Origin of the sequence: Allorhizobium ampelinum S4, assembly GCF_000016285.1 — a bacterium.
Classification (GTDB): domain Bacteria; phylum Pseudomonadota; class Alphaproteobacteria; order Rhizobiales; family Rhizobiaceae; genus Allorhizobium; species Allorhizobium ampelinum.
The window spans coordinates 3,366,651-3,392,519 of record NC_011989.1 but is presented as its reverse complement, the minus strand read 5'-3'; the positions used below and the strand labels follow the sequence as shown (position 1 = coordinate 3,392,519).

The window sequence follows — 25,869 nt, the reverse complement described above, 5'->3', positions numbered from 1 at the left end:
CTCGTGGGTAATGGGACTGCATCGAGGATGCTGGTGCATCCTCGCATCGAGGACGTATAAAAAGATCATTCGGGTGGCAACCCGCCACTGCGGCTAGGGTCCGACCTGATCTGGTCGATTTCATAGATGGCACGCATCACAGTCAACCTGGCCGTGACCGTTGTCAGCAGAGCAATAACGATCATCGTGGCGAAAATACCGAGATAGCCGGTAAAGCCGATTTCGAACCGACCAAACATGGCGGTGGCCTGATCGGCTTGCGGTGTGGCGAGCGTATTGTCCTGCCAGATACTGGCCAGTGCGAACAGGCCAGCTGCGGCAAGCCCGCCAGCTGCGGAGCCCTTCAGGCTGATCTTCAGAAAATGCTTCTGGAATTCCCGCGCCACGAACAGGCTTTCGGCACCGACGAAATGCAGGACCTCGATAATATGTCGATTGCCGGACAAGGCGCCGCGCGTTGCAAAAATCACCGTCAGCACCATGGCGGTAAACACCAGGATCAGCAGGCCAAAGCCAATCAGCACCGTGGTGCGGGCCATCGATACCAGGCGATCCACCCAGGTGCGGTGATCATCCAGCGAGGCCTGGGGGATCTGCGAGGTCAAAAGATCCCGCATGGCGGCGAAGTCAGGCGGGTTGTTCTCGTCAATGGTGATAATGACCAGCCGAGGCACCGGCAGGTCGTTGATATCCAGTCCGGTGCCGAGCCAGGGCTCCAGCAGGCGGGCCGTTGCGGCCTCATCGACAATCTGTCCCGTCTTGGTGCCGACGAAGGTCAGCGCCAGGTCCTTGGCTTTTGTCAAGGCCTCATCCATGTTGACAGTGTCGTCCGGCTTGATCTGGATCGTCACCTCACGGGAGATCTGGCTTTGCCAGCTCGCTGCCGTTCCGCGTATCATCGACACCGCGCCAAGTGTCAGACAGGCGAGGAACGCCATAATAGCGATCACCACCATCAGCGCATTGCCCTGGATGTTGGAGGGTGGCAGGATGGGGCCGGTGGGGCGCACCTGCATTTCCACCCGCCTTTGTGCCTTGGCCCGCTCCGGCGCTGGGCTCTTGGCCGGTGGCGGGGTCTTGGCCAGTGGTGGGCTCAGGGGTATTTTTTTCGGCGGCTGCGGCGCGGATTTGCGGTCATTCATAAATATCGAGCCGCCCTTCAGTGAGGATCATCCGCCGGGCATCAACCTGGTCCATCAGGGTCAGGTCATGGGTGGCGATCACCACGGCGGTGCCCAGCCGGTTCAGCTCCAGAAACAGGCTGAGCAGGCGGCGCGCCATTGGCGGATCGACATTGCCGGTCGGCTCGTCGGCCAGTAGCACTTCGGGCCGGTCGATCAGGGCTCTGGCAATCGCAACGCGCTGCTTTTCCCCGCCTGAGAGGATTGGCGGCAACACGTTGATACGCTCGCCCAGCCCCACCCATTTCAACAGTTCCAGCACATCCTGCTTATAGCTCGCCTCGTCCTTGCCGCGAACCCGCAGCGGCAATGCGACATTTTCATAGGTCGTCAAATGGTCGAGCAATTGGAAATCCTGGAAGACGATGCCGACCCGGCGGCGCAGCAAAGGCAATTCATCGCGTGGAATCTGGGTAATATCACGACCGAAACTGCGAATCAGGCCACGTGTCGGTTTCAGCGACATGAACAGCAGTCGCAAAAGCGTGGTCTTGCCAGCCCCCGACGGCCCGGTCAGGAACTGGAAGGAGCGCTTTGGGATGTCAAAGGTCAGGTCGCGGAGGATTTCAGGCCCCATCCCGTATCGCAGGCCGACATTTTCGAAGTGGATCAATGGATAAACCCGGGCTTGAGCCTGTTGACGACTGCTCAGTTCTTAACGGTTCCGGTTACCATTTGGTAAACGCCGCGATGTTACGGCGCCAATCCGGTGATTTTTTACAAATCATTAACCATTCGAATTTACGACTTGAAAGGATAGGTTTCAATGCCCCTTCGTATTCTATCGCATCTGGCTGGTGCGAAGCTTTCGATCAAGGGTGCTTCATCTGTTTCAATCAAGCCGGGATCGGGGTCACATTTTCCGATATCCGGACTTGCTCTGGCGAGGGTTCCATGAACGCATTCCGTTTTCGGCCTAAATATGTCGAACCCGATATCGATCTCCTGCCGCCCGAGCGGCCCTATCGGCCCATGCCGCGTCCCGGCTTCCGACTGGCGGAAGATGTGAGCGATGCGAAATTCGTCACGGTCGGTGATCCCGTCGGCGCGCTTCGCAGCCGAATCCAGGCGGAAATGAAGACCCCATACCGGCCACAGGCGCCAGCACCGCAGGGCGTGCTGCATTCTATCGTCAATCATGTTGTCCGGCATGTCGTCCGGTTGGAAAATCGCCTTGGGCAGCTATCGGAACGGTCTTTCACCTCGTTGATTGCAGCCCTTGCCGTGCTGATGTTTTTCAGCGCCGGTGGCTTTTGCCTGATTGGCGGCACGGAGGCGGTCCCGGCCAGAAACCCGCTCGACATAACCCATGTCAGCCTGACCCCGCAAACTGCTGGCGGCATGCCGGTCCTGCTGGTCAACGCGATTGTTGAGAATCATGCCGCGACGACGCAGGCTCTGCCGGATATAAGGGCGGATCTCTATTCGGAGGGTCGTCTTGTTGCCTCCACGCTGATTACCCCGCCCGCACCGGAAATCGGTGTCGGCCATAGCCGTGGCATTGCGGCCCGGCTGCGCCATCCCGGTGGAAAAAAACCGGAACTCAAGCTTTCCTTTGCACCTAAGGATGCCTCGCAATCCTGATTGTGCTATCGGCAGGGTGAAAGAAAACCCTGTCGCCTGAAGATCGGCAGCGAAATCCTGGAGACTCCATGCCTGTCGTTCGCGGAAAAAATATCGAACCTTTGTTCACAGCCGAACAGATCGCCGCCCGCAATATCGAGATCGCCAAGGCGATTGTCGATGGTCCTTCCGAGGATCTTCTGGTGATTTCGATCTTGAAAGGCTCGTTTATTTTCGCCGCTGATCTGATCCGGGCGCTGCATCATGTCGGCATTGCGCCGGAGGTGGAATTTATCACCTTGTCCAGCTACGGCACCGGCACTGTGTCGCAGGGGGTCAAGATCCTCAAGGATATCGACAGCGATGTCCGTGGCCGCAATGTTTTGCTGATCGACGACATCCTGGAATCGGGACGAACCCTGCTGTTTGCCCGCACGTTGATGTATGAGCGGGGTGCTGCCAATGTTAGCATTGCCGTGCTGCTCGACAAGAAGGTCAAGCGCAAGGAAGTGTGCGAGGCCGATTATGTCGGTTTCGAATGCCCGGATTATTTTGTCGTCGGCTATGGCATGGATGTCGCTCACGCTTTCCGCGAATTGCCTTTTGTCGGTGTTGTTACCGGCGATGCAGCGTCATAATCTGCGATAAAAGATATTGATTACAAATATTTATGGCGTGAATGCCTTATTGCGGCTGGCGTCCTGAAGTGGGACGTCATCGCGCTCAACAGGTAGAAACTATTAACCATCCTCTCGTCTTGGCTGCCGGTTGTTTACCTCTCGCAAAGGAAAAACTGGTGATTTGCTTCAGTAATGACAGCGCCACCCATCCTCTATGATTCGGGGAGGGCGCTGTAGCGGCGGGGATGCGTGAGCATCCTCATGCCCTGGTACAACATGCCGCATGATGACAACCGTTGATCGCGTTTGGTCGAATGGTGATGTGGCAGGCTTCAAGATGGGAATGCGATATGGCCAAGATACTGATTACCGAAGACGAGGATGCCCTGCGGTCCTTCGTTGCCCGGGCGTTGCGGCTCGACGGACATGAAACCCATGAGGCGGCAGACGGCGCCGAGGGTCTCGAAATGCTGGCTACCAGCAATTTCGATCTGCTGCTGTCGGATATCCGCATGCCGGTCATGGATGGGATCGAACTGGCGCACCGCGCCCATTCGGATTTTCCGGGCCTGAAAATCCTGCTGATGACCGGCTATGCCGAACAGCGCGAACGGGCCGACGATCTGCTTGAAAAAATCATCGATGTCGTGCCAAAGCCCTTTGCGCTTCCCGATATCCGCAAGGCCGTTGCACAGGCTTTGACAGCCTGACGGTATTCGGTTGGTCTCGCGACGTTCGCCTGGAACGGATTGCAGGTCCATCCGGTCATTTGTTTTGATGGACTTGAAGGGCGCGAGCGCCCCTCCTCGCCCTTCCATTACATGTCCAGCAACCGTTCCAGATAGCGACGCTCTACTTCGGGGCTTGCATTATTGCCCAGCTTGTTGCGGATCGCGTCAAGGATTTCGCGGGCGCGCTGCACGTCGATTTCGTCGGGGACTTTGACGCGCTCGCCAAAATCCGGTCCGGTGGTTGACCGTGGCCGCCCCAGCGGGTCGCGACCGCCCTGATTGCCTTCCGCCATGCCTTGCCCCTGGCCCTGACCTTGCCCCTGGCCTTGCTGCATGGCCTGCATCATCTGGTTCATCATATCACGCGCCCCTTGGCGCAGGGCTTCCAGCGCCCGACCTTGACCCTGCACCGCCCGGTCTCCTTGGCTTTTGCCGAGTGCTTCGCCCGCGCCCTGCATTTCCCGGCCTGCCTGGCCGAAATTCTCCCCCGGTTTGATGCCGAGCTTGCCAAGTCCGTCCTGGACGCCCTTCAGCTGCTTGCCAAGCGCATCCTGCTGCTGGCGCAATTGTTTGAGCGCTTCACGCAATTGCTCGGCGGTCATCTGATCCGGTGAGGAGGGATTTTTTCCGGCGCTGTCTTTATTCTGGTTCTGGTCCGGGTTTTGGCCCTGTTGCTGGTTTTGATCGCCATCGGGCGTTGGTTCAGCCTGAGGATTGTCCTGGCTCATGCCGTCACCGTCTTCCGGCTGAAGGTCATCGCCCATCTGTGACCGGCTCTGTAATTCCTGATCCAGTTTGAAAGTCTGGTCCATCAGCTTCTGCTGGTCCTGCATGATCTGGCCGAGCTTGTCGATCTGCTTGCGCGCTTCGCTGGTCTGCTGTTGCTGCTGCGGATTGGAGCGCTGTGGACGTCCGGCCTGGAGATTGTTCATCATCCGTTGCATCTCCTGCAACATCTGGCGGGCGGCATCCTTGTTGCCGGAACGGGCCAGGTTCTCGATCTGGTTCATCATGTTTTCCAGATCGCGCTGGGTCAGCATTTTCTGAGCGCTTTGCTGGTTCTGCTGGCCGTTTTGCGGCTGCTGGCGCTCTGCAAGAGCCTTCATATAGTCCTGCATTGCCTGACGGACCTCGTCCATCAGCTTCTTGATTTCGGCATCGGGCGCATTTCGCTCCAGCGCTTCCGCCAGCTTCTGCTGGGCCTCGCTCAGCTTGCGTTCCGCCAGTGACACATCGCCATCGTCGATGCCAAGCGCGATTTCCCAGAGATAATCTGCCGTGTCCTTCAAGGCTTCGGTCGTGCTGGCCATCTGCATACGGGCATGGGCCGAGGAAATCAGCAGGTAATGGGAAAGCTGCGGAATGGTTTCATCGGCGCGCAGCGTCAGCGCTTCGTTGAGTGCCAAGGCACGGGGCATCTGCCGCGTGTCCAGCGCAAAGACCTGACGCTGTTCGGCCACGGCGGCGGCCAGCGGTTCGGAAAAATTGCGGCCCGGCAGGATCATCTCATGGGCTGGGCTGCGGCCCTCCTGGCCCAATCCGTCCTTGGCAATCAAGGTGATGCGCACCTTCTTTCCAGCCAGCGGATGTTCGGTCAGGTTGCGGCTCGATATGCTTTTGATGTCGCGGGCATTGCGGCTTGGCAGGTCCAGCTTGAACTCGGGCAGGGGATAGAGAGGGCTGGCCTGCGGATCTGCATCCACAGGGACGATCTCGGCGCGCGCTTCCAGCAGACCGTAATCGTCGCGGGCGGTAAAGCCGATTTCCAGCGCTCCGTTGACCGCACGTTTCGGAATGCCGTCAAAGGCGATGGTTGGGCCATGGTCGGGAATGACCTTCAGCGGCCATTGCCTGTTACCAAGATCCAGCGTGCCGCTTTCACCCAATGTCAGGGTCAGCGTACGGGCGCTGCCGTCCGTCTGGGCGGGCGTTGGCGTCGCTGACGAGACGCTAGGCGAGGGGGTGGCCAAGGGGCCGGGCGTGTTTTCCTGGTCGGCCTTGACCGCTTGGAAAGCGACTGCCGCTGCCCCGGATGCCGGTTTGAAGTCTACCTGTTCGTCTCCGGTGCTGCCGGTCAACCGTACAGTGACCACCGATTGGGTGGGAACGGCGATATCCTGGGTGCCATCGCCATTGCGTCCCGTGAGGAAAACAGGGGGGCGGCCCGTATAGCCCGGCGGGGTAATCCAGGCATCGATGCGCAGGGTAGGGGCGGCGTCGTCCCTGTCTTGCAGCAGAAAGGCATCGGTGAGACGGCCAGCGCCATTCGAGCCGGAATAGGCAAAGGCTACCGCCAAAAGCAGAGCGGGCAAGGCGCGCAGGCCGAAGCGGTCAAAGCGGGCGATATCAGGCTTTGGCCGTCCGGCATCGAGCGTGGCGATCCGGGTCGCCATGCGCCGTTGGTGCTCATGCCAGAGGGCGCGGGCAAAAGGCGTGTCGAAGGCCGGTTCCTCACCCTGCACGCCGATGGGTTGATGCGGCAGATGATTGCGCTCTTCCAGCAGCCGGTCTGCTTCGCCAATGTGAGGCCAGCGCAGACGGGCCAGAGGCAAAAGCGAGGCGAGAAAGCCGAAAACCAACAGGAAAACCAGCGGCCAGCGCAGATAGCTGGGTGCCTCGCGAAAAAAGCCGAGCCAGGCCAGCGACAGGAAAATGGCGGCAATCGAGGCTGGAAGCAGCAGCAGGGGTAGCAACCGCTCACAAAACAGCACGAGCCTTGCCGCCCAGCGGTTCACGGCCAGCCTGCGGGCCAGCTTTTGATCGCCGTTTAGAGCAACTTGGCTCTTTTTCGTGCCGGAAGCGGTCATGGGCAGTCTCCGGTTTCCTGTCATCTCAACGCTTATACTGCGCATCGCAACTCATACGGTTCACGACAGCGTTGACATGTTAGGATAGCATTGTTTGTGGCGAAGACGAGGGGCAGGCCCGGTACAGGGGTGGTTTTTTCAGCCATCCGGCTAAATTGTGAACGCTATCTCCTGAAAAGACAGCCTGCTCAGGATGCCAGCCAATCGGGCAGGCTGTCCAACCGGATCATATCCTCATAGCTCGGCCTTGGCCGGATCACGTGGAATTGGTCGCCCTTGACGAGCACTTCGGGCACCAGTCGTCTCGTATTATACGTGCTCGATTGAACAGCGCCGTAGGCCCCTGCCGAGCCGATGGCGATCAGGTCGCCGGGCCTTGGCATGCTCATTTCGCGGTCGAGCGCCAGATAATCGCCGGTCTCGCAGACCGGCCCGACCACATCGGCGCGGATGCGCGGGGCGCTGGCCGCAGACAGCAGCACCGGACGAAGCTCGTGATGGGCGTCATAGAGCGTCGGGCGGATCAGGTCGTTCATGGCGGCATCGACGATGACGAAGGTCTTGTTGCCACCGTCCTTCACATAGATCACTTCGGTGACGAGAATACCGGCATTGCCAACGATCAGCCGGCCCGGCTCGGCGACGATCCGGCAGTCCAGCGAGGCCAATTGCTGCTTGACGATGGCTGCATAGGCTGCCGGGTCGGGCGGCGGATTGTTGTCGTCTTTGTAGGGAATCCCAAGCCCACCGCCGACATCGACGTGATCGATAGTGTGGCCTTCGGCCCGCAGCGTGGTCACCAGGTCGCGCAGCAGCTTGAAGGCCTCGGCAAATGGCTGGAGATCGGTGATCTGGCTGCCGATATGCATGTCGATACCGGTGACCTTGATACCTTCAAGGCTGGCGGCGCGGGCATAGACGGCGCGGGCGCGCTCATAGGAAATGCCGAATTTGTTTTCTTTCCGACCGGTGGAAATCTTCGCATGGGTGCCAGCATCAACATCCGGGTTGATGCGGAAGGAGACATGCGCCGTTTTACCGGCTTTCAGCGCTCTTTGATTGAGGACGTCCAGTTCCGGTTCGGATTCGACATTGAAACAGTAAATCCCGACCTCCAACCCGAGATCCATTTCCGACGGGGTCTTGCCGACGCCTGAAAACAGGATGCGACTGGGGGGAATGCCAGCTGCCAGCGCCCGGCGCAATTCGCCTTCGGAGACCACATCGACGCCAGCACCCAATTGCCCAAGGGTTTTCAGCACCGCCTGGTTGGAATTGGCTTTGACCGCGTAGCAGACCATGGAATCGACGCCGTCGAAGGCCTCGGAAAACACCCGGTAATGGCGCTCCAGCGTTGCGGTGGAGTAGCAGTAGAAGGGGGTGCCGACCGCCTTGGCGATGTCTGGAACGGACACATCCTCGGCATGGAGAATGCCATCGCGATACTGGAAATGGTTCACGGTGCGCCTATCACAGAAGCGGATCGAGGAAGAATTTCTTCTCTGGCGCCTTGGTCTGGGTTGGCGCGTCCGCCTTGTTCTGCTGGGCAACCGGCGTGCTAGGCTTGTCCAGATCGCCCTTGCGGCCGCAGCCGGTTACCAGAATGCTGGCGGCACCGAGCAAGGTGGCAGAAATCATCAGTCTTCGATAGGAAACAGCCATAATATCCTGTCCAACGTGGTGGTGGGCCTATGTCTAGCCAAAAACCGGGCTCTATGCATCCCGATTTTTGTGATGGATCGATCGGGTTTGACGATCAGTTGCGGCCACGCCACCATTTGATCTGCTTGCGCACCTCGTCCGGTGCCGTGCCGCCATAGCTTTTGCGGCTGGCAACCGAGGCTTCCACCGTCAGGACCGAATAGATATCGGCGGTGATGGCGGTATGAATGGCTTGCAAGTCCTCAAGCGGCAGATCGGCAAGATCGCAGCCTTTTTCCTCCGCCAGGGCGACAACCCGGCCCGTGACATGATGGGCGTCGCGGAAGGGAAGCCCTGCCTCGCGCACCAGCCAGTCAGCCAGATCGGTGGCCGTGGAAAAGCCGGAACCGGCTGCGGCCTTCATCCGGTCGGCCCGCACAGTCATGTCGCGGATCATCCCGGTCATGGCGGCCAGCGCCAGTTCCAGGCTCTCGGCAGCGTCGAAGACCTGTTCCTTGTCTTCCTGCATGTCCTTGGAATAGGCGAGCGGCAGGCCCTTCATAATGGTCAAAAGTGCAATCAGCGAACCATTGATCCGGCCCGTCTTGGCGCGCACCAGTTCGGCGGCGTCCGGGTTCTTTTTCTGCGGCATGATCGAGGAGCCGGTCGAAAACGCATCCGAGAGCCGGATAAAGCCGAATTGCGGTGTTGACCAGATGACGATTTCTTCTGCCAAACGCGACAGATGCACCGCCGAAATGGCGGCAATCGACAGGAATTCCAGCGCGAAATCGCGGTCTGACACGGTATCGATGGAATTGCGAGTCGGCTCGCGAAAACCGAGCGCCTTTGCGGTCATATGGCGGTCGATAGCATAGCCGGTGCCGGCAAGAGCGGCAGCACCGATTGGGCTTTCATCCAGATGTTCGATAGCGTGGCGTACCCGCTGGCGATCCCGGCCAAACATTTCCACATAGGCCATGCAGTGATGGCCGAAGGTGACTGGCTGCGCGGTCTGCAAATGGGTAAAGCCGGGCATGACCGTCTCGGCATGTTCCTCGGCACGGTCGAGAAAGGCGGCGATCAGGTCTGTCAGCAGGCTTTCGGCTTTTTGCAGCTCTTCCTTGACCCAGAGGCGAAAATCCAGCGCCACCTGGTCATTGCGCGAACGGGCGGTGTGCAGGCGACCGGCGGCGGGACCAATCAGGTCGGCCAGCCGCGCCTCGATATTCATGTGAATGTCTTCAAGCTTGCGGGAGAAGGTGAATTGTCCCGCTTCGATCTCTGACAAAATCGTGTTCAGCCCGGTGACGATCTTGTCTTTGTCTTCGCCGGAAATAATGCCTTGATGGGCCAACATGGTGGCATGGGCAATCGAACCGCGGATATCCTGGGCATAGAGCTTCTTGTCGAAACCGATTGAGGCGTTTATCTCCTCCATGATGGCCGCCGGGCCAGAGGCAAAACGGCCGCCCCACATCTGGTTGGAGGATGTCGTGTCTTTGGTGTCCTCGGCCATGCTCAATAGATCCTGGAGACGTCGATGACGAAAAAAAGACCGCTGGGACTTCCTTCCGCCAAGCTGATTGCGTTTGCGGCGATTGCCGGTGTGTTGGCCGGCGCGGTTGCGGTATACGTGAAGGAGACGGGGTCTGGCAATGGCTCTGAAATCGCTGTCGCCCAAGGGTGTGAGACGGCAGCACAGGCGGTCAAGACGCTTGACCCGTTGATCAAGGGCCAGGTTGCGGCTGTGGTGGCGGCCAATCCGCCGCGCCAGATTACCGGTCTCACCTTCAAGGATGCCAGCGGCGCCGACAAGAGCCTCCAGGATTTCAAGGGCAAGCCGCTGCTGGTCAACCTCTGGGCGACCTGGTGCCTGCCCTGCCGGGAGGAAATGCCCGCCCTTAACCGCCTGCAACAGGCCAAGGGCGGTGATAAATTTGAGGTCGTGGCGATCAATATCGACAGTGGCAGCGACGAAAGGCCGAAAGCCTTTCTCAGCGACAACGGCATCGATCATCTCGGCTTTTACCGCGACAGCTCCATGGGCGTCTTCAATGCACTGAAAAAGCAGGGTCTGGCTTTCGGCCTGCCGGTGACGCTGGCGATCGATGGCAAGGGTTGCCTGCTCGGCTCCATGAATGGCCCCGCCGTATGGGACAGTGAGGACGCCAAAAACCTGATCGACGGGCTGAAGACGCTTTGATCTCGGCTTTTATCGATCTGGCTTGATAGCATCGTGCAGAAAAGCGGAATTGGCACGATGCTTTATACCAAGTCTCCAAAATGCTCATGCATGCTTGACTTGAAAAATAGAAAATATATCAACTTTATCAGAGGCTTGATGTTTTTTCATAGGGAATGCGAAGAGCCATTCTCAATGGCTCTTCGCATGACCCAGCCAGAACCTTTACCGCGTCGGAATCGGGATTTCGCCGCGGTAATCGTAGAAGCCGCGGCCTGACTTGCGTCCAAGCCATCCCGCTTCCACATATTTGACCAGCAGCGGGCAGGGGCGATATTTGCTGTCGGCCAAGCCGTCATGCAGAACCTGCATGATTGACAGGCAAGTATCGAGACCGATGAAATCGGCGAGCTGCAACGGTCCCATCGGATGATTGGCGCCGAGCTTCATGGCGGTATCGATGGCCTCGACCGAACCGACCCCTTCATAGAGCGTGTAGATCGCCTCGTTGATCATCGGCAGCAGGATGCGGTTGACGATGAAGGCGGGAAAATCCTCGGCGACGGTTATGGTCTTGTCCAGCGACCGCACGAAGTCCTTGGCGGTCTCAAAGGTCTTTTCACCGGTGGCAATGCCGCGCACCAGTTCCACCAGCTTCATCACCGGGACCGGGTTCATGAAATGGATGCCCATGAAACGTTCCGGGCGGTCCGTGGATGCCGCAAGCCGGGTGATGGACAGCGAGGACGTATTGGTGGCCAGCAGCGCTTCGGGCTTTAGCACCGGGCAGATCTGGCCGAAAATCTTGCGCTTGACGCTTTCATCCTCGGTGGCCGCCTCAATCACCAGGTCCACCTGGGCCAGATCCTGCACATCGGTGACGCCGGAAATGCGAGCGAGAGCTGCCTTGCGCTCGCTATCCTCCATCTTGCCATTGGCAACCTGGCGGGCCATGTTGCCGTTGATGGTGGCAAGCCCGGCTTCAATCCGTTCCTTGCTCAGGTCATAAAGCGTGACATCGTAACCGGAAAGCGACGAGACATAGGCAATGCCGCAGCCCATCTGTCCCGCGCCGACAATTCCAACATTCTTGATCATCACGTCTCCCATCCCTGCCTTCGGGCTGCAAAAGCGCCCGTTTCCCATCTCGCTGCCGGGCCTTAAGCCTTGCAAACCATGACGCGCGCAGAGTGTGCCTATGGCTCCTCCGGCGTGTCCTGGCCGACAGTGATAAAGCCATGTATCGCCGTTTTCCAGCCCTGATCGCAGCCCGTTGCTTTATTCCTGTCGCTGCTTGGCTTCAGCCCCGGGATTGTCCCGCTCCTGTTGGCGGAGCAGCCAGCGCTATCCCCAGCGCTTTAGGGTTATTTTAAGCCGCAACGATTAAAGTCGCCGAAAGGGTGGCGGGGCTTTTTCAGGTGACGCCATAAGGATGACTATAGCGCTCTGACGCATTCACTTCGTTCATGCTGTCATACGCTCACATTTTTTTATGCATCGATTGTTCAAGCCCGGCTGAGGCAGCCGTTTGGATCGATGCACCAGGGGGAGAAATCGCATGCGCATTGCGCGTAAGTTGCCATTGTTTGTCTGTTTGATCACGATTCTGTCGATCGGAGCAGCCAGTTGGGCCACTTTGATTCAAAGCTCCACCCTGGTTAAAAAAGAGGTGATGCAGAAGCTGGAGGCGACTGCTGACGGTCGCCGCAACGAGGCCAGGCTTTATTTCGAAAATCTGGTCACCAATCTGCGGGCATTTTCCAGCGTCGCCACGACGGGTGAGGCTCTTTACAAGTTCAAGGCGGACTGGCGCTATCTGGGCGAAAAGCCGCGCGAAGCGCTGGTGGATCGCTACATTACTCAGAATCCCAATCCGGCCGGGCAGCGATTGCAGTTGGAGTCGGCCCGTATCGATACCTATGACAGCAACCATGCCAAATTCCATCCGCTGCTGCGCATGGCCTTGCAGCAATACGGCTATGCGGATGTGTTCCTGATCGATCAGAAGGGCAATATCGTCTATTCGGTGCAGAAAAACGATGAATATGCCGGCAATATCGCCGATCCCACGCTGAAAGACGGTCCTTTGGCACAGGCCTATGCCCAGGTCGCAAAGAGCGACGACCGGCAATTCTATGCGCTGTCCGATTTCACCCTGTATGGTCCGTCGCGTCAGTCGGTGGCCTTCCTGTCGACGCCGCTGTTCATGGGCGACATCAAGATGGGCGTGCTGGTTGTTGCCATTCCCTCGGAACGGCTGACCGCGATGTTTTCCAACCGCACAGGGCTTGGCGATACGGGTGAGACCATTCTTCTCGATTCCAATAGCGTGATGGTCAATGATTCCGCGCTAACAGGTGAAAAGGATTCTCTCGTCACCAAGGTTGCCGCACCGATGCTGGCCGATGTTTTGAAGGGTGCCAAGGCGAGCGGTCAGATCGATGGCTATCGCAATATGGTGAGCTATGCGGCGGCCATTCCCCTGTCCTTTGCCGGGCACAACTGGGCTGTCGTTGCGCTGATGAGCGAGAAAGAGGCACTGGCCAATGTCGCGCAGCTGCGCAATATCGTGCTGCTGATTGCCGCCGGTCTACTGGTTCTGGCGATCACCGGCGCGGTTCTGTTTTCCCGCTCGCTGACCGGGCCGATCAATCAACTGGTCGATAGCATGAAACGGCTGGCCGATGGTGATACCGGCGTGACGCTTGTCGGTGAGAACCGGGCCGATGAAATCGGCGATATGGTACGGTCCGTGGCGATCTTCCGCGATGCGGCCATCGAGAAAACACGGCTGCAATCCGCCGCCGAACAGGATCGGCAGACATCGGAGGCCGAGCGTCTGGCCCGTGAAGCTGCCCGCAACGAGGAAACGGCCCGGCTTCAGCAGGCCGTCGATATTCTCGGCGCCGGTCTGCAACGGCTTGCTGCTGGCGACCTGACGACCACTATCGAGACGCCGTTCATGGAAGGCCTTGACCGGCTGCGCACCGACTTCAACGATTCGATCCGGCGGTTGGCATCGACAGTACGCCAGCTGTCCGGCAGCACAGGTTCGATCAATGGCACCGCGACCGGAATGGTGGCGGCAACACATGACCTGTCGCGGCGCTCCGAACAGCAGGCAGCGGCCATTGAGCAGACATCCGCCGTGATCAACCAGATCATGGAGGCCATCCGCACCTCCACGGAGCGGGCCGAAAATGCGAGACGCATGGTGGCGGATGCCAAGACCTCGACCGAACGCTCAGGAGCAATTGTCGGGTCTGCAATCGACGCCATGGGACGGATCGAAGAAGCGTCGCTGGCGATTTCGCAGATCATCAATGTGATCGATGAGATTGCCTTCCAGACCAATCTTCTGGCCTTGAACGCTGGCGTGGAAGCGGCCCGTGCGGGCGAAGCAGGCAAGGGCTTTGCCGTTGTTGCCCAGGAAGTGCGTGAATTGGCGCAGCGTTCCGCTGGTGCAGCCAAGGAAATCAAGGAACTGATCAGCAAGTCTGGCGAGGCGGTGAAAAGCGGTGTCGGGCTGGTGCGCAATACCGGCGACGCGCTGGGCGATATTGCCGGTCAGGTCGTGCATATCAACGAGGAAATCTCGTTCATCGCCACGGCTGTCGGCGAACAATCGGAAAGCGTGCGGGAAATTTCCACGGCGATCCGCCAGATGGAGGAAACGACCCAGCAGAATTCGCAGATGGCAGACCGCACCAATTCCGATATGTCGCGTCTGACCAGCGATGCCGCGGCGCTGTCCAATCTGGTGTCGCAGTTCAGGGTGATGGATGGTGAGATCGTTCCCAACCCGTCAGCCTCTTCCTATCGTCCTGCGGCTTCGCAGCGGCCGCCTGCGCCCAATGCCCGTCAGTCCGTCAGGCCAGCCGATCCGGCCAGCAGTCGTCCTGCCGCTTCGCCTGCCCGCGCCTTGATGGGCAAGCTGGCGGCTGGGTTGAAGACTAGCGGTGGCACACCCGCCCCAAGCGGTGGCAACAATTGGGAAGAGTTCTGAGCACTCTCCACTGTCGAAATAATCCCTGAAAAGCAAAAAGGCCGCATGTCTGCGGCCTTTTCCTTGTCTAAATTTCGTTGATCAAGGCGCGATCAAAGCGCCTTTTCAAATTCCGGCAGGGCGTCGAACAGGTCTGCGACCAGGCCATAATCGGCGACCTGGAAGATTGGGGCTTCCTCGTCCTTGTTGATGGCGACGATTACCTTGCTGTCCTTCATACCGGCCAGATGCTGGATGGCACCGGAAATGCCGCAGGCGATGTAGAGCTGCGGTGCGACGACCTTGCCGGTCTGGCCAACCTGCCAGTCGTTCGGCGCATAGCCTGCATCGACGGCGGCGCGCGAGGCGCCGACAGCGGCCCCCAGCTTGTCGGCCAGCGGCAGAATGACTTCCTTGAACTTCTCCGAGGAGCCGAGCGCGCGACCGCCCGAGATGATGATCTTGGCGGATGTCAGTTCCGGGCGCTCCGACGACGACAGCGCATCTGAGACAAAGCTGGACAGGCCAGGATTGGCAACCGCTGCCACGGCCTCGACCGCAGCCGAGCCATCGGCAGCAGCGGCGGCGAAAGAGGCGGTGCGCACGGTGATGACCTTCTTGGCATCGCTCGACTGAACCGTCTGGATGGCATTGCCGGCATAGATCGGGCGCTTGAAGGTGTCGGCAGAGATCACTTCGACGATTTCCGAAATCTGAGCGACATCAAGCAGGGCCGCGACGCGCGGCGCGACATTCTTGCCGACCGACGTGGCGGCGGTGATGATCGTATCGTAGGCGGGTGCCAGCGACACGATCAAGGCTGCCAGCGGTTCTGCCAGCTGGTTGCCAAGCTCGGCGCTGTCGGCCAGCAGCACTTTCGAGACGCCGGACAATTTGGCGGCGGCGTCTGCGGCGGGTTTAGCGTTTGCACCTGCGACGAGAACATGGATATCGCCGCCAATTTTGGCTGCTGCCGTCAGGGTCTTGGCGGTCTGTTCGGAAATGGTTGCGTTGTCGTGATCTGCCAGAAGAAGAATGGCCATTTTACTATATCTCCCAATCCGAAATCAAAGCACGCCGGCTTCGTTCTTAAGCTTTTCGACCAGTTCGGCCACCGACTTGACCTTGATGCCCGCCTTGCGGCCACCCGGCTCCTCGGTTTTCAGCACCTTGAGGCGCGGTGTGGTATCGACACCGAAATCGGCAGGCGTCTTCTTGTCGAGCGGCTTCTTCTTGGCCTTCATGATATTGGGCAGCGAGGCATAGCGCGGCTCGTTCAGGCGCAGGTCGGTGGTGACCACGGCTGGCAGTTTGACGGCAATGGTCTGCAAGCCGCCATCGACTTCGCGGGTGACATTGGCCGAACCGTCGCCGATCTCCAGCTTGGAAGCAAAGGTGGCCTGCGCCCAGCCCAAGAGGGCCGCGAGCATCTGGCCGGTCTGGTTGCTGTCATCATCAATTGCCTGCTTGCCGACGATGATCAGGCCCGGGGCCTCGGCCTCGACGATGCCCTTGAGGATCTTGGCGACGGCCAGCGGCTCGACGGCATCCTCGGTTTCCACCAGAATGGCCCGGTCTGCACCCATGGCAAGGGCAGTGCGCAGGGTTTCTTCAGCCTTGGCTGGGCCGATGGAAACCACGACCACTTCCTCTGCCTTGCCCGCTTCTTTCAGGCGCAGCGCTTCCTCAACGGAAATTTCGTCGAACGGGTTCATCGACATCTTCACATTGGCAAGCTCGACGCCGGAGCCATCCGGCTTGACGCGGATCTTGACGTTATAATCGACGACGCGCTTGACGGGCACGAGAATCTTCATGGGGTCCTTCCTTGCTTCACCTTCTAGTGGGCCTTGCGCATGATGACATGCGGTGCCGCAATTGCTTTATTCCTGCATAATTCCATAGATCAGCGACGATTTAGGGAATGATGCAGCCGCGTTTCCACTCTCTTTTAGATGCGACAGCCCAGTTTATCTGCCAGTCGAAACATCAATGTTCCGTTTTCAGGCAAACGCCAGACTGCGGCATTTTGCACGTTGGAGATTGTCAATTGGCGACATGGATACGCATTTTTTCCTCCATGACAACGGTGCCATTCATTCTTGCGATGCTCCTCCCGCAGACTGATGCTCCGAGGCAAGAATTACCTAACTTTTACGTTCACGTCAAATATTGCCTTTCATCCAACCAAAATCGGTTTGCTGCGCGATGCTGTCGCTACCGGTTTTTTCCAGGCACCCACAAAACATCGGCCTTGCCAATCTCATTGGCATAGCGGGCGGCGACGAACAGGAAATCGGAGAGCCGGTTCACATATTTCAGCGCTGGTGCCGAGACGGCTTCGCCGGGGATCTGCATCAGATCGACGATGATCCGTTCGCCGCGTCTTGCTATGGTGCGGGCCAGATGCAGATTGGCGGAGGCTGGTGAGCCTGCGGGCAAGACAAAGGATTTCAGCGGTTCGAGATGGGCGTTCAGCGCATCGATTTCCTGTTCGATCCTGTCCACCTGGCTCTGGACGACGCGCAAGGGTTCCCATTCCAGTTTTTCGCCGGTATCGGGCGTGGCCAGATCAGCACCAAGATCGAAAAGGTCGTTCTGGATGCGAAACAGCATGGCGTCCAGCACCTCATCGCCTGCCGTGTACAGTCGGGCAACACCGATGGCGCTGTTGGCCTCATCGATCGTGCCATAGGCATCGACACGCAGATCGTGCTTGAAGCGGCGCGGGCCGCAGACCAGCGCCGTGGTGCCGTCATCGCCGGTTCGGGTGTAGATTTTATTGAGTTTTACCATGGAACCATTCGTCTTGAGAAAGCGGGTGGTACCCGCATTATGAGAGTTTGCCTGACAGCCTGCTCAAGAATTGCTGCTGGCCAGCGGCAATTTTTGGACAGACTGTTAGGAAAAGTGGAGCCTGACAGACCTAACGGCCGCCGCCGGTGATCCACAATGTCAGCATGATCAGCACCACGGCAATGGCCTGAAGCAGCACACGCATCTGCATTAGCTTGTTGGAACGGTTGGCATCGCCGCCCTTCATCATGTTGAACAGCCCGCGCACCAGAACCAGCGCGACAAGCCCCATGACGATAATGGCCAGAATGGTGGTGAATGAGGACATGATGCGCCGCTGACCTTATTATGAATACCTATCCGATCAATCCAGCGCCCGCATCAGCCGATAGAAGAGATCGGACGGCATCAGCCGTTTGAGTGCGACGCCCTGTTTCGCCGGTTTTGTGACCAGATAATGTGGCCGTGGACGCTTCGCGGTCAAGGCGTGCTGCAACACTTTATACACGGCATCCGGTCCAAGCTTGTGGCGTTTTTTCGGTCCGGTGCCGTCAAGGCGGGCCAATTGACGCCGGTAATCTGCGGCATGGACCGAATTTTCCACGTCGATATTGCGTTTGATGGCCTCAAGGCAATTGGCGGTAAAACGGCTTTCTATCGGACCCGGCTCGATTAGGCTGACCATGACGCCGCTGCCGTCCAGCTCCATGCGCAGGGTCAGCGACAGGCCCTCCAGCGCAAATTTGGACGCCGTATAGGCGCCGCGCCAGCGATAGGGAATGAGGCCGAGAATAGACGAGCATTGCACGATACGGCCCGACCCTTGCGCGCGCATCACCGGCACGATCCGCCGTGTCAGGTCGTGCCAGCCGAAGACATTGGTCTCGAACTGTTCACGAAGCGCCTCCGTTGGCAGATCTTCGACCGCACCTGCCTGTCCATAGGCGCCATTGTTGAACAGGGCGTCCAGCCGCCCGCCGGTGCGCGACAACACGGTCTCAGCGAGGGCCGCGATGCTTGCCGTGTCGCGGTAATCCATCAGCAGCGCTTCAAGACCGTCATCCTCAAGGGCTTTTAAGTCTTCGGCCTTGCGCACGGTGGCAAATACCCGCCAGCCATCCTGCTTCAGGGCGCGGGCGCAGTAGGCTCCGATGCCGGAGGAGCAGCCGGTGACGATAATGCTTTTCTGTGCGGCCATATGAGATTTTCCTCTTACAAATACGATAGGGTCTCCCATATTCGACAGATATAGGCAATTGTGGCAGGCCGCTTGAGAAGCAGTCATGAAATAAATGAACGGGAGACGGAATGCGGTCCTATCTGGGCAGGCTTTACAAGGTGGCCTTTGATGCGGTCTGGCATTTCACCGAGGATGATGGTTGGGCGATGGCGAGCCATGTGGCGCTGTCGATCTTGCTGGCGGTGTTTCCCTTCCTGATCTTCGGCACGGCGCTTGCCGGTCTTCTCGGTGCCAATACCTTTGCACCAACAGCCATCCATTTTATTTTCGATACCTGGCCGGAAGAAATCGCCAAGCCGATTTCCGAGCAGGTGGTGCAGGTGCTGACCATTCCGCGCGGCGGGCTACTGACCATTTCGGTGCTGGCGGCAGCCTATTTCGCGTCAAACGGGGTGGAAGCGCTACGCACGGCGCTGAATCGTGCCTATCGGGTCACGGAAACCCGGCCCTGGTATATTACCCGGCTCATCAGCCTTGGTTTCGTCATCATGGGGGTTGCCGCCTTCGCTGTCATTAGCGTGCTGCTGATCGCTGTGCCAATTGCGCTGCGCTTTGCCGAGCGGCAATTTCCGCTTTTGAAGGATTTCCTGGCGCTGGTATCGAATTGGAGCGTGCTTGGCACTCTAATCCTGCTGGCAGTCGGTCTGACGATTTCGCATCTGTGGCTCCCGGCGGACCGGCGGCGTCTGATTGATGTTCTGCCCGGCATCTGCCTGACGCTGTTGCTCTGGCTGCTGGGTGCGCTGGCCTTTGCCGCCTATCTCGCCACCTTTGCCAATTATGCCGCCACCTATGCCGGTCTGGCCTCGGTTATGGTGGTGATCATATTTCTCTACATGCTGGGCGTGCTGTTCCTGATCGGCGCGGAATTCAACGCGGCATTGATGAAGTTTTCCAGGCCGCGTACGCGATCACGGCGAATGTCAGACCGCAATCCCCACCAGCCTACGGATGTCGAGGGGTGAGAGGCCATCTGCGCGCAAGTGCCGGAGACCTGCCGATTGCAGGCTCTTTGACAGTTTGCGCCCGTCCTCGCCGATTATCAGCCGATGGTGCGTATAGGTCGGTATGGGCAGGCCAAGCAGGCTTTGCAACAGGCGGTGGACGGCGGTGGCGTGATAGAGATCCTCGCCGCGCACCACATGGGTCACACCCTGGAGGGCGTCATCCACGACAACAGACAGGTGGTAGCTGGAGGGCGCATCCCAACGCCAGAGAATGACATCGCCCCAGATGGTCGGATCGGCGGTGATCTGCTGCACCGTGTCGCCGGTTCTTTCCTCCCAATGCAGGTCGGCGCCAATCATGGACAGTGCTTTGCCGGTATCCAGGCGCAGGCTGTGGCGCTCACCCCGGTCGATCCGTTGCTGCGCCAAATGCCGGTCCATCTGCCGTTCGCCTGCCGGATAATGCCAGGCACCATCCGGGTCGCGGGGCCAGACCTTGCCTTGCGCCTCTGCGGCCTGCGCCTGCTGCTTGATCTCGGCGCGGCTGAGAAAGGCCGGATAGACCAGATCCATCGCCTGAAGCTTTGCCAAGGCAGAACGATAGGCGTCGATATGCTCTGACTGGCGGCGCACCTGATGTTCCCATGTCACGCCAAGCCAGGCGAGATCCTCATAGATCGCCGCCTCGAATGCGGGCGTGCAGCGGTCGATATCGATATCCTCGATCCGCAACAGCAGCCGGCCACCGGTCGCCTCAGCCATATCGGCATTGATCAGTGCCGAAAGGGCATGGCCGAGATGAAGATAGCCATTTGGACTGGGCGCAAAACGCAAGACTGGTTTTTGCGAAACAGGTAAAGGATGGTGGTGATCGGACATGGTTTGTTTTGGCATGATTTATAGCGGGAGGAAAAGACATGGCCGAGATGATGCGAATTCGCAACCAAGCGGATCTTGCCACCGGCCTTGAGGCCTTGCTGGATATCGATCCCCGGCTGCATGCCATTGCCCGCGAGGCCGGACCCTTGCCGCTTCGGTTGACGGAACCGGGTTTCGAAGGGCTGGCCTTCATCATCGTCTCGCAAATGGTGTCACGCGCCAGTGCTGATGCGATTTGGCGGCGGCTGTGTGAGGCGATGGGAACAGCCGAACCCGCCGCCTATTTGGCGCTGGGTGACGCAGCGCTTTCGCTCGGTCTTTCGCGCGCCAAGCATGCCTGCCTGAGCGGTTTGGCCTCTGCTGTCCAGGCTGGTGACATCGATCTCTTCGCCATCCTCGATCAGCCGGTGGAGACCGGTATTGCCGAGCTGACCCGGCTGCGTGGCATTGGGCTGTGGACATCGGAAGTTTATCTGATGTTTTGTGGCGGTCACGCAGATGTGTTTCCGGCAGGTGACGTGGCACTGCGGGCGGCTGTGGGAGATGGCCTTTGCCTTGCCACGCGCCCGGACATCCGCGAAACCACCCGAATTGCACTGACCTGGCGGCCATACCGCGCCATTGCGGCACGGTTGTTCTGGGCCTTTTATGCGGCGCGTTTACGACGCGAAGCAGCGCCGGTGCCGGTCTGATGGAGAATCAGTTCACTGCTTATTTATTGGGCTTCACAATCCTGTAACAGCAAGCCTAATATAGAGGGAGCAGATGCCGAATCGATCAGGAGAACGCCTTGACGATTGCAGTTTCGCCCCAGTCCTTACCAGCGCTTGTGCTCAACGCTGATTATAGGCCACTGAGTTATTATCCCTTGTCGTTGTGGTCCTGGCAGGACGCGATCAAGGCGGTTTTCCTTGACCGTGTGAATATCATCGCCGAATACGATCATTCGGTCTGTTCACCCAGCTTTTCTATGCGGCTTCCCAGCGTGGTCAGCCTGAAAACCTATGTGCAGCCGACCCGCAATCCTGCCTTCACACGCTTTAACGTGTTTCTGCGCGACAAGTTTCAGTGCCAGTATTGCGGCTCGCCTGACGACCTGACCTTCGATCACGTCATTCCCCGCGCCCATGGTGGGGAAACCACCTGGCAGAATGTCGTGGCGGCGTGTTCGCCCTGCAATCTGCGCAAGGGGTCTAAACTGCCGAAACAGGCCAATATGTTCCCGGCCCAGAAGCCCTATCAGCCAAGCGTGCAGGACCTGCATAATAATGGCCGGTCGTTTCCACCCAACTATCTGCATGAAAGCTGGGTGGATTATCTCTATTGGGATTCCGAATTGCAGCCTTAAGCCGTCATGCGCCGAGCGCCCCAGAAAGCGATGGCGGCGAGAACGAGGCTGGTCAGGACATTCCAGCCGGCCAGCGACAGGCCGAAAATCCGCAAGGCCGCTTCTGTGCAGGACGGTCCTTTGAAGCTGTTGAGCTGCGAGAGGATGTCGCCGCTGCCGTTGAAGCCTGCGCCGCTGGTGGCGGAGCAGGCGCTCGGCCCTTCCCAGAAATGCCATTCGACGCCTGCGTGGTAAACGCCGAGGCCAGCGCTGACGATCATGATCAGGCCGAGAAGCAGGATCAGGCTTTTCGTGACTTTGGCGGGTAGGTTGATGGTGGCGGCGATGACCGTCACCACTCCGATTGCTGCGCCGATGTAATAAGGCTTACGCTGCAACAGGCAAAGCTCGCAGGGAATATAGCCGCCGAGATATTCAAAGGCCAAAGCCGAGCCGACAACCCCGGCCATGCCAAGGGTCAACAGGAGGGCAGGGGCAAGACCGGGCCGGTTGGAAGAAAGCGTGGTCATGATGGTTCTCCAATCCTCATCTTTCAATGGACAAGGAGGCGATAGGCGACGAACAGGGCGATCAGCACGATAGCGCCGATAGCGGCGATCAGGCCGAGGCGTTTTTCAATGAAATGGCGGATCGGCTCACCGTAGCGACGCAGCAGCCAGGCCAGAAGGAAAAACCGGCCTCCACGCGCGACGATGGCGGTCATGATGAACAACCAGATATTCACATGGGCGACGCCCGACAGGATGGTCACGACCTTGATGGGGGGCAGATGGGCCAGGCCGGAGGTGATCAACAGCAGCACCACCGTTTCATAGTCCACCGACAGGCGCAGCTGGTCGAAGGCATCGGCCTTGCCGTAAAACTCAAGGATTGGCCGGGCAATGCTTTCATAGGCGTAATAACCGAGAAACCAACCAGCTATGCCGCCCAAAACCGAGGTGATGGTGGCAATGGTCGCATAGCGCCAGACCTTTTCCGGCTTGGCCAGCGCCATGGGCAGGAACAGCACATCGGCAGGGACAAGAAAGATCGAGCTTTCCACAAAGGAGATTGCCCCAAGCCAGGCTTCCGCAGATTTGCGGGCGGCAAGCGACATGGTCCAGTCGTAAAGGCGTCGCAGCATGATCGCTCCTTGGTCCTAAAGCGTGTTGCGGCTTATCAGCCTCAAGCAACGCGCTTTAAGTTTTTGTTTTTACGCATGTCGTTACCGCAAAACCGCTGCACACTTTTGCGCGACATGCTCTAATGCAGAGGGTCTTTGCCATTGCGGCGCAGCATTCAAGATGACGAAAGACTGAATATCTGCCGTTCCGTCAAGTCTTTATGCGCAAAGCCCATGGGCTGTAAATGCGGCGAAAACAGTGATATTGCCCGGATGCCTAACTTTTGCGTGAAACCGGAAATTTGTAAAAAACCCGGTTGACCGACCCCCCTTCCTCCGTGTAGTTCGTCCTTCTACTCTCTAAGTGCCCCTTTGGCGGAATTGGTAGACGCGCCTGACTCAAAATCAGGTTCCGAGAGGAGTGCTGGTTCGATTCCGGCAAGGGGCACCATCAACATCTTTGATGTATTGAAATCATTGAGAGTTTAAGGTGTTTTTGTCACATCTTTTGTCTGCCCCGGAATGCCTGGGACAATCTCGGTGTTTTTTTGTTCTGGGATGAGCTTGTCAACGGCGTTCTTGGCAGTCCTCTTCCGATTGGCATTTTTAGTGTCGGTGACCGTTTGGGTCTTTGTCACCTAAGCATAGATCGCCATTCACCTGATCGAGCGGCAGCTTTCAAGGGCCACGCGTGCGGGCCAGACGACAGAATTGAGGGCGCCTAACCATGCTATTCCGCCACTCCGAAACCGGCCGCAGAGGTCGCGGTCTGCGCGGCGACAGCAAGCTGAGACATCACGCTTCCCGCAACATGTGATGTTTCCTCACCGAGAGCCTCAGCCAGACGGACGCGGGCATCCTCCCAGGTGGCCATAGATTTGGCCATCAACTGGAGGCCTTTGTCGGTAAGCGCCAGGCGTTTGCCGGCCCGGCCCCGCCCTCCGTGACTATGCACGAGATTGTTCCGTTCCAGGCTCTTTACGCTCCGGCTGAGAGTGGTGGCGTCGACCCCGGCGCGTGCCGCCAGTTCAGCGAGCGTTGGCTCGTGGCTACCGCCAATCCCCACCAGAAGACTGAACTGCTCTGCGGTGATCCCTAGGGGTCGAAAGCAGGCATTGTAATAGCGTGTCAAGGCCCTCGCGGCGACCCTGGCCTGGAAGGCCGGGCACTCGGTTTCGACGCGGCGATAGAAATCTGAAGTGTCTGTCATTTGCAGGTCTCGACAATCTCCGACTCACTGAATACTGTATATACAGTATTCTCGGGAGCTGCACTATGACTGCCTATGTTCACGTCAATCTGCGTATCAAAGATCCAGCCAAGCAAGCCGCATTAGCGCCGCGCTTTCAAGCCGCGTTAAAGGCAGCCGGGGGCCGTATCCTGCACTTTGGGCCGGTAGCCGAGATTCTGGAAGGGGACGTGACCCCATTGCCTATGGCTGGCATCTTCGAATTCGCCACCCTTGCCGATGCGCAGGCGTTTTATAAGTCGTCAGAATATGTGCCAATCAAGGTCGAGCGTGATGAGGCCCAGGAAGCACGTATGTTTATTGTCGACGCGAATTAGCGAGATCCGCACCTACGATCGTCCGGCCACTTGTCTGTGAATTAAGCACCGGCCCTTTTCCGTCGCAATTTTTGGAGAACGCCGGACAAGTCAAAAGCAGATTTTGCAGGGCAGCCCCTAGAAGCGGGCTTTCTAGGTTCGGCCCCGTCTCAAACATTTAAGATAGCCTAAGCAGGGTGGCGGATATCGGGAGCCGCCAACGCTGATGGAACGACTGAACTGGAAACTTTTAAACGCTGATTGACAACATATTGTCGAGAAAATCCCACGCACGCCACTTACTCGCGCTTTGATCGGCCATGGAGCATCTTTGAAAATCATTGGTGCGCGGCTGTGATCAATGTGCTGGTGGGCGATGTTCGGCGCCGAGAACTATCAGCTCTCCGTTTTCAGCGCACTGATGAGGGCGCGCAGTGCCGGTGGCGTCTGACGGCGGCTCGGGTGATAGAGGTAGCAGCCCTGAAATTGCGGACACCACTCGTCGAGAACCTGGATCAATCGGCCGGAGGCAATGTCCTCGGCAACATCATGCTCCAACAGGTAGCCAAGGCCTGCCCCGGCCCTGACGGCGGCGGCAGCGAGATCGCCGTCATTGCCGACAAAGGAACCGGAGGTTCTGACCTTGATCTCACGTCCATCGCGTTCAAACTCCCAGGGAAGAAGTCCGCCAGCGCTTGCGAGCCGATATCCAATGCAGTTGTGGACTTCAAGATCACCAGGCGTTTTCGGCTTCGGATGGTGCTCGAAATAACAGGGCGTCGCGACTACGATGGTTCGAAGGTCCGGGCCGACCCGCACGGCGATCATATCCTTCGCGACGTTCTCGCCGAACCTTATTCCGGCGTCGTAGCCTTCGGCGACGATATCTGTCAGCCGGTCATCGATATTCACTTCGACCTGGATTTCGGGATGTGACAGGAGGAACGCTGGAAGCTTCGCCATGAGAACGGTTTTTGCAGGGTAAGAGAAGGTCGTGATCCGCACTGAGCCTGAAGGGCTGTCACGCCATTCGGCCAGCGCCGAAAGCCCATCCTCGATCGATGCGAATGCTGGCCGGATGGATTGCAGCAGCCTGTCGCCGGCTTCCGTCGGAGCGACGCTGCGTGTGGTCCTTGCCAGCAGCCTGACACCAAGTCTTTCCTCTAATCCGCGCATGGCATGGCTCAGCGCCGAGGGCGATATTCCCAGGGATGCTGCGGCCCTTGTGAAGCTCCGCTCGCGTGCGACGGCGGCAAAAGCCAAGAGATCGTTCAGTTCGCCTCGTTCCATTGCTGCAAC

26 protein-coding genes and 1 tRNA gene are annotated in these 25,869 nt (G+C 58.6%); 10 read left to right on the top strand and 17 right to left on the bottom strand.

Features of this window, described 5'->3' with window-relative positions:
• Positions 1-65: 65 nt before the first annotated feature.
• On the bottom strand, positions 66-1,016 hold the full coding sequence (locus AVI_RS15915; RefSeq protein WP_015917320.1) for a cell division protein FtsX: 951 nt from the start codon (positions 1,014-1,016) through the stop codon (positions 66-68).
• A gap of 118 nt (positions 1,017-1,134) precedes the next feature.
• Complete coding sequence (ftsE, locus tag AVI_RS15910; protein WP_041697140.1) at positions 1,135-1,794, bottom strand: cell division ATP-binding protein FtsE; 660 nt, start codon at positions 1,792-1,794, stop codon at positions 1,135-1,137.
• Between the two features lie 281 nt (positions 1,795-2,075).
• On the opposite strand from ftsE, the gene AVI_RS15905 reads away from it, so the two are divergent.
• From AVI_RS15905 to AVI_RS15895, 3 genes are all read left to right on the top strand, one after another.
• Positions 2,076-2,765, top strand: a complete 690-nt coding sequence (locus tag AVI_RS15905) for a hypothetical protein (protein ID WP_015917318.1) — start codon at positions 2,076-2,078, stop codon at positions 2,763-2,765.
• Between the two features lie 68 nt (positions 2,766-2,833).
• On the top strand, positions 2,834-3,382 hold the full coding sequence (hpt, locus tag AVI_RS15900) for a hypoxanthine phosphoribosyltransferase (protein ID WP_015917317.1): 549 nt from the start codon (positions 2,834-2,836) through the stop codon (positions 3,380-3,382).
• Between the two features lie 332 nt (positions 3,383-3,714).
• Positions 3,715-4,074: a response regulator gene (locus AVI_RS15895; RefSeq protein WP_015917316.1), complete on the top strand. Its 360-nt coding sequence runs from the start codon at positions 3,715-3,717 to the stop codon at positions 4,072-4,074.
• 107 nt (positions 4,075-4,181) lie between these two features.
• Here the strand turns inward: AVI_RS15895 and AVI_RS15890 are convergent, their stop codons facing one another.
• The 4 genes from AVI_RS15890 to argH all read right to left on the bottom strand — a co-directional run bounded on the left by AVI_RS15890 (position 4,182) and on the right by argH (position 10,062).
• Entirely contained in the window at positions 4,182-6,902 is a 2,721-nt protein-coding gene (locus AVI_RS15890) for a TIGR02302 family protein (RefSeq protein WP_041697137.1), read from the bottom strand.
• Positions 6,903-7,090: 188 nt separating this feature from the next.
• Positions 7,091-8,362, bottom strand: a complete 1,272-nt coding sequence (gene lysA, locus AVI_RS15885; RefSeq protein WP_015917314.1) for a diaminopimelate decarboxylase — start codon at positions 8,360-8,362, stop codon at positions 7,091-7,093.
• Between the two features lie 10 nt (positions 8,363-8,372).
• Positions 8,373-8,564 (bottom strand): LPS translocon maturation chaperone LptM, encoded by a 192-nt coding sequence (lptM, locus tag AVI_RS15880; protein WP_015917313.1) that lies wholly within the window; start codon positions 8,562-8,564, stop codon positions 8,373-8,375.
• A 94-nt stretch (positions 8,565-8,658) separates the two neighbouring features.
• Positions 8,659-10,062 carry an argininosuccinate lyase gene (gene argH, locus AVI_RS15875; protein WP_015917312.1) on the bottom strand — a complete coding sequence of 468 codons (1,404 nt, stop codon included), beginning with the start codon at positions 10,060-10,062 and terminating at the stop codon, positions 8,659-8,661.
• A 24-nt stretch (positions 10,063-10,086) separates the two neighbouring features.
• Between argH and tlpA the strand changes: the two genes are divergently transcribed.
• The gene (tlpA, locus tag AVI_RS15870; RefSeq protein ID WP_015917311.1) at positions 10,087-10,749 is read left to right on the top strand and encodes a thiol:disulfide interchange protein TlpA; all 663 of its coding nucleotides are present in this window, start codon (positions 10,087-10,089) and stop codon (positions 10,747-10,749) included.
• A 204-nt stretch (positions 10,750-10,953) separates the two neighbouring features.
• Here tlpA and AVI_RS15865 read toward each other — a convergent pair whose 3' ends face one another.
• Positions 10,954-11,826, bottom strand: a complete 873-nt coding sequence (locus tag AVI_RS15865) for a 3-hydroxybutyryl-CoA dehydrogenase (protein WP_015917310.1) — start codon at positions 11,824-11,826, stop codon at positions 10,954-10,956.
• 574 nt (positions 11,827-12,400) lie between these two features.
• Between AVI_RS15865 and AVI_RS29205 the strand changes: the two genes are divergently transcribed.
• Positions 12,401-14,734: a methyl-accepting chemotaxis protein gene (locus AVI_RS29205; RefSeq protein ID WP_187152367.1), complete on the top strand. Its 2,334-nt coding sequence runs from the start codon at positions 12,401-12,403 to the stop codon at positions 14,732-14,734.
• A gap of 92 nt (positions 14,735-14,826) precedes the next feature.
• Here the strand turns inward: AVI_RS29205 and AVI_RS15855 are convergent, their stop codons facing one another.
• The 5 genes from AVI_RS15855 to AVI_RS15835 all read right to left on the bottom strand — a co-directional run bounded on the left by AVI_RS15855 (position 14,827) and on the right by AVI_RS15835 (position 18,707).
• The gene (locus AVI_RS15855; RefSeq protein WP_015917308.1) at positions 14,827-15,756 is read right to left on the bottom strand and encodes an electron transfer flavoprotein subunit alpha/FixB family protein; all 930 of its coding nucleotides are present in this window, start codon (positions 15,754-15,756) and stop codon (positions 14,827-14,829) included.
• A 24-nt stretch (positions 15,757-15,780) separates the two neighbouring features.
• Positions 15,781-16,530 carry an electron transfer flavoprotein subunit beta/FixA family protein gene (locus AVI_RS15850; protein WP_015917307.1) on the bottom strand — a complete coding sequence of 250 codons (750 nt, stop codon included), beginning with the start codon at positions 16,528-16,530 and terminating at the stop codon, positions 15,781-15,783.
• Positions 16,531-16,930: 400 nt separating this feature from the next.
• Positions 16,931-17,509: a cob(I)yrinic acid a,c-diamide adenosyltransferase gene (locus tag AVI_RS15845; protein ID WP_015917306.1), complete on the bottom strand. Its 579-nt coding sequence runs from the start codon at positions 17,507-17,509 to the stop codon at positions 16,931-16,933.
• Between the two features lie 130 nt (positions 17,510-17,639).
• On the bottom strand, positions 17,640-17,837 hold the full coding sequence (locus AVI_RS15840; protein ID WP_015917305.1) for a twin transmembrane helix small protein: 198 nt from the start codon (positions 17,835-17,837) through the stop codon (positions 17,640-17,642).
• A gap of 36 nt (positions 17,838-17,873) precedes the next feature.
• A complete protein-coding gene (locus tag AVI_RS15835) occupies positions 17,874-18,707 on the bottom strand; it encodes an SDR family oxidoreductase (protein WP_015917304.1) in 834 nt (277 codons plus the stop codon).
• 110 nt (positions 18,708-18,817) lie between these two features.
• On the opposite strand from AVI_RS15835, the gene AVI_RS15830 reads away from it, so the two are divergent.
• Positions 18,818-19,714, top strand: a complete 897-nt coding sequence (locus AVI_RS15830) for a YihY/virulence factor BrkB family protein (protein ID WP_015917303.1) — start codon at positions 18,818-18,820, stop codon at positions 19,712-19,714.
• Here the strand turns inward: AVI_RS15830 and gluQRS are convergent.
• Positions 19,673-20,575: a tRNA glutamyl-Q(34) synthetase GluQRS gene (gluQRS, locus tag AVI_RS15825; protein WP_015917302.1), complete on the bottom strand. Its 903-nt coding sequence runs from the start codon at positions 20,573-20,575 to the stop codon at positions 19,673-19,675. The genes AVI_RS15830 and gluQRS overlap by 42 nt on opposite strands.
• A gap of 47 nt (positions 20,576-20,622) precedes the next feature.
• Between gluQRS and AVI_RS15820 the strand changes: the two genes are divergently transcribed.
• Positions 20,623-21,267 (top strand): DNA-3-methyladenine glycosylase family protein, encoded by a 645-nt coding sequence (locus tag AVI_RS15820; RefSeq protein ID WP_041698232.1) that lies wholly within the window; start codon positions 20,623-20,625, stop codon positions 21,265-21,267.
• 98 nt (positions 21,268-21,365) lie between these two features.
• A complete protein-coding gene (locus AVI_RS15815) occupies positions 21,366-21,923 on the top strand; it encodes an HNH endonuclease (RefSeq protein WP_015917300.1) in 558 nt (185 codons plus the stop codon).
• On the opposite strand, the gene AVI_RS15810 is transcribed toward AVI_RS15815, so the two are convergent.
• Together AVI_RS15810 and AVI_RS15805 are read right to left on the bottom strand one after the other, a co-directional pair.
• Positions 21,920-22,432 (bottom strand): disulfide bond formation protein B, encoded by a 513-nt coding sequence (locus AVI_RS15810; RefSeq protein ID WP_015917299.1) that lies wholly within the window; start codon positions 22,430-22,432, stop codon positions 21,920-21,922. The genes AVI_RS15815 and AVI_RS15810 overlap by 4 nt on opposite strands.
• A gap of 23 nt (positions 22,433-22,455) precedes the next feature.
• Positions 22,456-23,046 carry a YqaA family protein gene (locus AVI_RS15805; protein ID WP_015917298.1) on the bottom strand — a complete coding sequence of 197 codons (591 nt, stop codon included), beginning with the start codon at positions 23,044-23,046 and terminating at the stop codon, positions 22,456-22,458.
• Between the two features lie 345 nt (positions 23,047-23,391).
• Here AVI_RS15805 and AVI_RS15800 point away from each other — a divergent pair.
• A tRNA-Leu gene (locus tag AVI_RS15800) sits at positions 23,392-23,476 on the top strand.
• 279 nt (positions 23,477-23,755) lie between these two features.
• Here the strand turns inward: AVI_RS15800 and AVI_RS15795 are convergent.
• Positions 23,756-24,235, bottom strand: coding sequence for a MarR family winged helix-turn-helix transcriptional regulator (locus AVI_RS15795; protein ID WP_015917297.1), 480 nt, complete (start codon positions 24,233-24,235; stop codon positions 23,756-23,758).
• A 65-nt stretch (positions 24,236-24,300) separates the two neighbouring features.
• Between AVI_RS15795 and AVI_RS15790 the strand changes: the two genes are divergently transcribed.
• The gene (locus AVI_RS15790) at positions 24,301-24,591 is read left to right on the top strand and encodes a DUF1330 domain-containing protein (RefSeq protein ID WP_041697131.1); all 291 of its coding nucleotides are present in this window, start codon (positions 24,301-24,303) and stop codon (positions 24,589-24,591) included.
• Between the two features lie 375 nt (positions 24,592-24,966).
• Here the strand turns inward: AVI_RS15790 and AVI_RS15785 are convergent, their stop codons facing one another.
• Positions 24,967-25,860, bottom strand: a complete 894-nt coding sequence (locus AVI_RS15785) for a LysR family transcriptional regulator (protein ID WP_015917296.1) — start codon at positions 25,858-25,860, stop codon at positions 24,967-24,969.
• Positions 25,861-25,869 lie beyond the last annotated feature (9 nt).